General features: G+C 72.4%; 7 protein-coding genes. 2 read left to right on the forward strand and 5 right to left on the reverse strand.

The window, feature by feature from the left end; all coding sequences use genetic code 11:
* A partial coding sequence (locus tag CCN51_RS49105) for an MFS transporter (RefSeq protein ID WP_107426298.1) occupies positions 1–2,342 on the forward strand: 2,342 nt, incomplete at its 5' end.
* A 108-nt stretch (positions 2,343–2,450) separates the two neighbouring features.
* Here CCN51_RS49105 and CCN51_RS49110 read toward each other — a convergent pair.
* A complete protein-coding gene (locus CCN51_RS49110) occupies positions 2,451–2,723 on the reverse strand; it encodes a hypothetical protein (protein WP_014176436.1) in 273 nt (90 codons plus the stop codon).
* 229 nt (positions 2,724–2,952) lie between these two features.
* Here CCN51_RS49110 and CCN51_RS49115 point away from each other — a divergent pair, with 229 nt between their 5' ends.
* A complete protein-coding gene (locus CCN51_RS49115; RefSeq protein WP_014176437.1) occupies positions 2,953–3,714 on the forward strand; it encodes a thioesterase II family protein in 762 nt (253 codons plus the stop codon).
* A 79-nt stretch (positions 3,715–3,793) separates the two neighbouring features.
* On the opposite strand, the gene CCN51_RS49120 is transcribed toward CCN51_RS49115, so the two are convergent.
* The 4 genes from CCN51_RS49120 to CCN51_RS49135 form a co-directional block, all read right to left on the reverse strand.
* Positions 3,794–5,008, reverse strand: a complete 1,215-nt coding sequence (locus tag CCN51_RS49120; RefSeq protein WP_014176438.1) for an MFS transporter — start codon at positions 5,006–5,008, stop codon at positions 3,794–3,796.
* Positions 5,009–5,125: 117 nt separating this feature from the next.
* Positions 5,126–5,638, reverse strand: coding sequence for a GNAT family N-acetyltransferase (locus CCN51_RS49125; RefSeq protein ID WP_014176439.1), 513 nt, complete (start codon positions 5,636–5,638; stop codon positions 5,126–5,128).
* Positions 5,639–5,705: 67 nt separating this feature from the next.
* Positions 5,706–6,605, reverse strand: a complete 900-nt coding sequence (locus tag CCN51_RS49130) for a MerR family transcriptional regulator (protein ID WP_014176440.1) — start codon at positions 6,603–6,605, stop codon at positions 5,706–5,708.
* A 42-nt stretch (positions 6,606–6,647) separates the two neighbouring features.
* On the reverse strand, positions 6,648–7,319 hold a 672-nt coding region (locus tag CCN51_RS49135), incomplete at its 5' end, for a hypothetical protein (protein ID WP_211303330.1).

Below are 7,319 nucleotides of genomic sequence, written 5' to 3' on the forward strand. Positions count from 1 at the left end.
CGCCGCCCGGCCAGAAGCAGCTTCCGCGCGAGGTGGGCGGCGGCTTCGTGGCCGTGCTCGCGTTCTGCGGTATCGCCGTCTCGGTGATGCAGACGCTGGTCGTCCCGCTGGTGACCGAGCTGCCGCAGCTGCTGCACACCTCCAGCTCCAACGCCTCCTGGGTGATCACCGCCACCCTCCTCGCGGGCGCCGTGTCCACCCCGGTCATGGGGCGGCTCGGCGATATGTTCGGCAAGCGCAGGATGCTGGTGGTGGCCCTCGGGCTGCTGGTCGTCGGCTCGCTGGTGTGCGCCGTCACCTCCGACCTGGTGGTGATGGTGGTCGGCCGGGCCATCCAGGGCGGCGCGATGGGCGCGATACCGCTTGGCATCAGCATCATGCGCGACGAGCTGCCGCCCAAGAAGCTGGGCTCCTCGATGGCCCTGATGAGCTCGTCGCTGGGCATCGGTGGCGCGTTCGGCCTCCCGGCCGCCGCGTTCGTCGCCCAGCACACCAACTGGCATGTGCTGTTCTACGGCGCCGCCGGGCTCGGTCTGCTCGCGCTCGCCCTCGTGCTCATCGTCGTCCCCGAGTCGAGCGTACGGACCCCCAGCCGCTTCGACGCCATCGGCGCGATCGGGCTCTCGGCCGGTCTGGTCTGTCTGCTGCTGCCCATCACCAAGGGCGGCGACTGGGGCTGGTCCAGCGGCACCACCCTCGGGCTGTTCGGCGCGTCCGCGCTGATCCTGCTGGTCTGGGGGTTCGTGGAGCTGCGGACCGCCGAGCCGCTGGTGGACCTGCGGACCACCGCGCGCCGTCAGGTGCTGCTGACGAACCTCGCCTCGATCATGGTCGGGTTCTCCTTCTACGCGATGTCGCTGATCCTCCCCCAGCTGCTGGAGCTGCCGAAGGCCACCGGCTACGGCCTCGGCCAGTCGATGGTCATGGCGGGTCTGTACGTCGCGCCGATGGGTGTGGCGATGATGCTGGTCTCGCCGCTGTCCGCGCGGATCAACGCCACGCGCGGGCCGAAGGTCTCGCTGCTCCTGGGTCTGCTCGTGATCGGCGCCACGTACGGCGGCGGCATCGTGATGATGGACCACGTCTGGCAGGTCGTCGTGCTCTCGACCGGGCTCGGCGTCGGCGTCGGGATCGCGTACTCGGCGATGCCGACCCTGATCATCAGCTCCGTGCCGGCCTCGGAGACGGGTGCGGCGAACGGGCTGAACACCCTGATGCGGTCCATCGGCATGTCCACCTCCAGCGCGGTGGTCGGCGTGATCCTCGCGCACCAGACCACGAACTTCGGACGGCTCGCGCTGCCCAACACGGACGGGTTCAAGATCTCGTTCGCCGTCGCATGCGGGGCCGCCGCCCTGGGTCTGCTGATCACCCTGTTCCTGCCCAACCGGCGCCGTACGCCCGTGACGGGCCAGCCGCAGACGGGCCAGGCGCCGGCAGAGCAGGAAGCGGCCCCGGCCACCCCGGCGGCCCAGCCCGCGGCGGCGGCCGAGGCCGCGGCAGCAGCCCAGCCTGCAGCGTCGGCCGAGGCCGCTGAGGCCGCTGAGGCCATTGCCAGCGGCGGCGGTGTCCAGGGCCGGGTGCTCGGGTCCGGCGACGTCCCGCTGGCGGGTGCCGCCGTCACCCTCATCGACAACACCGGCCGCCAGCTCGGCCGTACGGTCAGCGGCCCCGACGGCCGGTACTCCCTGACCGCCCCCGACGCCGGCAGCTTCGTCCTGATCGGCTCGGCCCCTGGCCACCAGCCGCAGGCGGTCACGCTGCTGCTGTCCGACGCCCCTGTCACCTGTGATGTGCGGCTGGCCGGAGGCGGCGGGCCCACCGGGACCGTACGGGCCTTCGGCGGCGAGCCGCTGGCCGGGGCGACGGCCATCGCGATCAGCCCCGACGGTGCGGTCGCCGCCACGGCCACCGCCGACGAGAAGGGCGACTTCGCGCTGCCCCAGCTCACCCCCGGCTCGTACACGCTGACCATCAGCGCCGAGGGCCACCGTCCGCACGCCGCGCAGCTGGAGATCACCGGCACCGGGCAGCCCCCGCGGATCGATGCCGAGCTGCGGCCCGCGGCCAAGGTCCGCGGCACCGTGCGCGCCCAGGGCGGGCGGCCGGTGGAGGACGCGCGGGTGGCGCTGCTGGACTCGGCGGGCGATGTGGTCGGGCAGTGTGTGACCGGCGCGGACGGGGCGTTCCACTTCGAGGGGCTGACCGACGAGCACTACACGGTGGTCGCCAGCGGTTACGCACCGGCGACCATGCCCGTCACGCTCGGTGGCGCCAAGGGCTCCGGGGGCTCCGAAGGCTCCGAGGCGCGGGACGTCGACTTCCTGCTGAGCCACGGCTGAGCCACAGCTGAGAGAGCCGGTCCTGCTCTCTGGTCCTGCTTTGGTACCGAACCCGGTACTGGAGCAGGGCGAGGGCGCCGGCAGCGAGCGCGCGCCCCTGGAATGCACCTATTCCTCCATGGCGCCCTCCTCGTCCGGAAGGCTCTCCTCCTCCTCCTCCGGGAGGCTCTCCCATGCCTCCCCCCTCCTGAACAGCTCGTACCCGTCCTCCTCCGCGATCGTCTCCGCCTCGGCGCGGCTGTGGAGGGGGACCTCATAGGTGTGGCTGTCGACCGTCGCGTGGACGCCTTCGCCGTCGGTGATCGTTTCGATCGCGTGCGTCTCGTAGATGACGCGCCCCGGCTCGGCCGTACTCCAGACCACGTGCATGCTCACTGCCATCGGACACTCCCGAAGGACGAGCCCCCTGGTATCAGGGTCTCACCTGCCGACCTGGTCTTCACCGACTCCCGGCGCACCACCCGGACCATTGGGGCACCACCTAGACCCTTGGCCGACGCAAGCTCGGAAACAGGCGTCTGTGCAAGGGTATTGACGAAAGGATGTTGACGACGGGCCGGGACCGCACCTTCCCCAGGAACCGGCAGGGGTAGAGGAAGGAAGCACGACGATGACGAGCATCGCTGCGGATGCCGAAACGTGGATCAGGCGGTACGAGAAGTCCCCGGACAGCGCGTTACGGCTGGTGTGCCTGCCGTACGCCGGCGGGTCGGCCAGCTACTTCTTCCCGGTGGCGAAGGCGCTGGCGCCCTCGATCGAGGTGCTCGCCATCCAGTACCCCGGGCGCCAGGACCGGCACCGCGAGCCCTGCATCGACGACATCGGCAAGCTCGCCGACGCCGTCGTCGGGGCGCTGGAGGGGCTGGACGACAAGCCGCTCGCGCTGTTCGGCCACAGCATGGGCGCCACGCTGTCGTACGAGGTGGCGCTGCGGCTGGAGGAGCGGAAGGTGATGCCCGTCCGGCTGTTCGTCTCCGGGCGACGGGCGCCGTCCCGGGTCCGGGAGGAGTCCGTGCATCAGCGGGACGACGCGGGGGTGCTGGAAGAGCTGCGCATGCTGAACGGCACGAACGGCGAGGTCCTGGAGAACGAGGAGCTGCTGCGGATGGCGCTCCCGGCGATCCGCGGCGACTACCGGGCCATCGAGTCGTACCGCTGCGAGCCGGGGCGGCGGATCAGCTGCCCGATCACCGCGCTGACGGGGGATGCCGACCCGAGGGCGTCGGTCGACGAAGTGCGCGACTGGGAGAAGCACACCACCGCGGAGATGGATCTCACGGTGCTCAGCGGCGGGCACTTCTTCCTCAATGACCATGTGCCTCAGGTCCTCAAGATCATCTCGGCGCGGCTGCTGCCGGCGCCCCGCTCCTGAGCACGACGATGCCGCGGGCCCGGGGCATCGTCGTGCCCCGGGCCCCTTCGCCTCGAGCCCCCTTCGCCCCGAGCCCGCTTCACCGCTGCCGCACGACCGCGACATTCACCAGCGCCAGCACCGCGAGCGCGCCCCCGAACCACATCACACTCGACACCGCGATCCCGTCCGCCGCCCGCCCGCCGAGCAGCGCGCCCAGGGATATCGCCACGTTGAACACCCCGACGAACAGCGCCGAGGCCGCCTCCCGCTCCTCCGGCTCCGGCACCGCCTGCAGCACCCACGTCTGCGAGGTGACCGACACCCCTCCGTACGCCAGCCCCCACAGCATCAGCAGCACCGTGGCCCCCGGCGTCGTCCCGCCGGCCACCGGCATCAGCAGCACCGCCGCGGCGAGCAGGGCGAAGATGACCATGAGGGTGCGGCGCGGATCGCGGTGGGCGGTGGCGCCGGCCAGGAAGTTTCCGGCGATGCCCGCCACGCCGTACGCGAGCAGCAGCGTGCTGATCAGCCCCGCTCCGACCGCCGAGCCCGCCTCCAGCACCGGGCGTACGTAGGTGTACGCGCCGAAGTGCCCGGTCACCAGCAGCAGGGTCGTGATCAGGCCGGTGCGCAGCCGGGCGTTGCGGAACAGGCCGGGCACCTCGCTCAGCCGGATCGCGCGGTCGGCGGGCAGCGGCGGCAGCGTGATGGCCAGCGCGGCCGCGACGGCCAGCGAGAGCGCCCCCACCACCGCGAACGCGGCGCGCCAGTGCACCACATCGCCGATGAGCGTGCCGACCGGCACGCCCACGACCGACGCCACCGCGATGCCGCTGAAGACGACCGATGTGGCGTGGCCGACGGACTTCTCCGGCACCAGTCTGGCCGCCAGGCCCGCCGCGATGGACCACACGCCGCCGATGCTCACCCCCACCAGAATCCGGGCGAACAGCAGAACGGCGAAGCCGGGCGCGAGCGCCGACAGCAGATTGGCGGCGGCCAGCAGCCCCATCAGGCCGATGAGCAGCAGCCGCCGGTCGAGCCGGCCGACGGTGGCGGCCAGCAGGGGCGCCGCGACGGCGGCGACGAGGCCCGGCACGGTCATGGCCAGGCCGGCCGTACCGGCCGAGACCCCGAGCGCGGAGCCGACCGAGGTGAGCAGGCCGACCGGCAGCATCTCGGTGGTCACGACCGCGAAGGTGCCGACCGCCACGGCGGCGACGGCGAGCCAGTTTCCGAGCGGCGAGCGCACGGATCCGGCCCCGGACCCGGATTTTCCTTCCGGGGTGGTGAGTTCCGTGGTATTGGACATGTCTCAAGCGAACAGCCCGGATCGGCCGGGAACAACGGCCTTTCCCTCAGGCTTCGATGAGCGGCCGTCGGCCCCCAGGCTTCGATGAGCGGCCCTCGGCCCCTCGGCCGGGAGCCGTCAGCCCACCTCGCGACGCATGCAGACCCGCGGCCACCGGTCCAACCCGTGCGCCGCCTCGCTCCGCCGGATCTCCCGTAGCCCGGGGGTGAGTTCGTCCTCCCCCAGGGTCCGGAACCCGCACCGCGCCGCGTAGTACGGGGCGTTCCACGCCACATCGACGAACGTGGTCAGCGTCAGCGCCGACGCCCCCTCGGCCGCCGCCCGCCCCGCCGCGTGCTCGATCAGCGCCCGGCCCACGCCGCGGCGCGCGCTGTCGGGGTGCACGGAGACCTGCTCGATATGCATGTTCCCGTCCACCGGGTCGGTGATCAGATACGCCACCGCCCGGTTCTCGCCGTTCGCCGCGACCCAGGCCCGCCCGGCGCGCTGGTACGTCCCCAGCTCGTCCAGGCTCAGCGGCTCGTCGTCGGCGATCTCGTCCATGCCGATGTCCCGGAAGCACAGGCCCGCGGCCCGCTCGATGTCCTGCAGGACGGGAAGCTCTTCGATGGTGCTCAGTCGTATCCGCACGCGCCCATCATCCACGCGTCCATCATCCACGCGTCCGTCATTTACGCGCCGGGCGCGTCCAGGTCGTTCAGGGTGTCTCCTCCAGAGGGATCAGCAGCTGGGTGACCAGGTGGTCGGGGGCCGTGACGGCGGGGTCGTTGAGGTAGAGCTCGCGGATGGGCCCGGTGGGCGCGTGGCCGCGTTCGACGCACCAGGCCACCAGCGCGTGGGCGGTCAGGGAGATCTGGTCGTACGCGCCTGTGTGGGTCGCACAGGCGAACGTGCCGCCGGGGAGCAGATCCACCGTGGTGCCCGGCGGGGCGGGGCGGCCCTCGGGGAGCGCGGCCGTGATGGTGATGGGGATGTACTCGCCCATGTCGACGGGGAAGAGCCCGACCAGCCGAAGGCCCTCGCCGGGTGGCTTCTTCCCCGGCTGCCCCTCCCACGGGGGCCCCGCTTCCGGCGGCCCCTGCACTCCCCGCTCCCCTCGTTCCGCGTGCTCCCCCGCCGCCAGCAGCGCCAGCAGCCTGCCCACACACGCCCCCGTGACCCGCCCGATGTCCTCGGGCGAGTCGGCCACATCGCGGACGACGGCCACCCGCTGCGGCTCCTCCCGCCGCAGGGTCACCTCGGCCGTGGGCAGGCCGCCGGCCAGGATGCGCTCCAGGGCGGCGAGGGACCGGCGGCGCCGGGCGAGCTCGTCGTCCAGCCGGTCGCGTACGTCGCCCAGGGCGCGGGCGGGGTCCTGCCCGGAGAGCACGTCCTTGATGGCGGCCAGCGGCACATCCAGCGAGCGCAACAGGCCGATGGACATGGCGTCCCGCGCCTGATCCGCACGGTAGTAGCGGTATCCGGTGTCAGGATCCACCCGGGCGGGCGGCAGCAGGCCGAGATCGGCGTAGTGGCGCAGCTGTTTGACGCTGAGCCGTACGAGACGGGCGAACTGGCCGATGGACAGGGGGTCGTCGTCGTTCACACGCCTCAGCATGGCCTCTCCCACGGGGGGAGAGTCCACCCGCCCGCCCCTCCGTCAGCGGGTCAGGCGCAGCGGGGTCAGGCCCAGCGCCTTGAGCACGCCGTCGCTGAGGGCCACGTCGTTGTCCGGCCCGGCCTTGGCGTGGCCCGCCTCGATTCCGTAGTAGCCCTGGGTGGTGTTCACCAGTACGTACTTCCCGTCGTCCATGCGGGCCAGCAGCAGGACGTACTCGTGCCGGACGGTGAGTTCGGGTCCTGAGGGCAGCGCGGCGCCCGGGCTGGGGTACGACGCGTGGATCGTACGGCCGGGGGGCTTGCCCTTGCCCGTCGCCACCACGCTCACCGTGGCGATGGTCTCCGCGAACCCGTCCTCGTCGGTCTCACGGGTGGCGACGACGCGCGCGCGGACGACGACATCGGCGTGCCGCTCCAGGTCCCCGGTGGTCACGTAGTACGGCTCGTCGGCGGCAGGGGGTTCGGCCGGGCGGCCACCGGAGCCACCGCCCGGCGAGCCGAACACGGTGACGAGGGTGACGACCGCGGCGACGGCGACCGCGAGGGCGGCCACCGACCCGCTCAGGACCAGCCCGCGCCGACGCATACGCCGCCGTTCGGACGGCCTCGCGGGCTCCTCAGGAGCGGTCTCCGGGACCGGGTTCGCCTGCTGCATCAGGGACTTCACGCGGATCATGCCGACTCCAAGGGCGAGGGGGGCGAGGGGGGCGAG

It is taken from the genome of Streptomyces milbemycinicus (assembly GCF_002154605.1).
GTDB lineage: Bacteria > Actinomycetota > Actinomycetes > Streptomycetales > Streptomycetaceae > Streptomyces > Streptomyces milbemycinicus.

Bases quoted from the DNA above. Each gene is read 5' to 3' on its own strand.
- CCN51_RS49110 (WP_014176436.1), bottom strand. From the start codon at position 2,723: ATGGCAGTGAGCATGCACGTGGTCTGGAGTACGGCCGAGCCGGGGCGC.
- CCN51_RS49115 (WP_014176437.1), top strand. From the start codon at position 2,953: ATGACGAGCATCGCTGCGGATGCCGAAACGTGGATCAGGCGGTACGAG.
- CCN51_RS49120 (WP_014176438.1), bottom strand. From the start codon at position 5,008: ATGTCCAATACCACGGAACTCACCACCCCGGAAGGAAAATCCGGGTCC.
- CCN51_RS49130 (WP_014176440.1), bottom strand. From the start codon at position 6,605: ATGCTGAGGCGTGTGAACGACGACGACCCCCTGTCCATCGGCCAGTTC.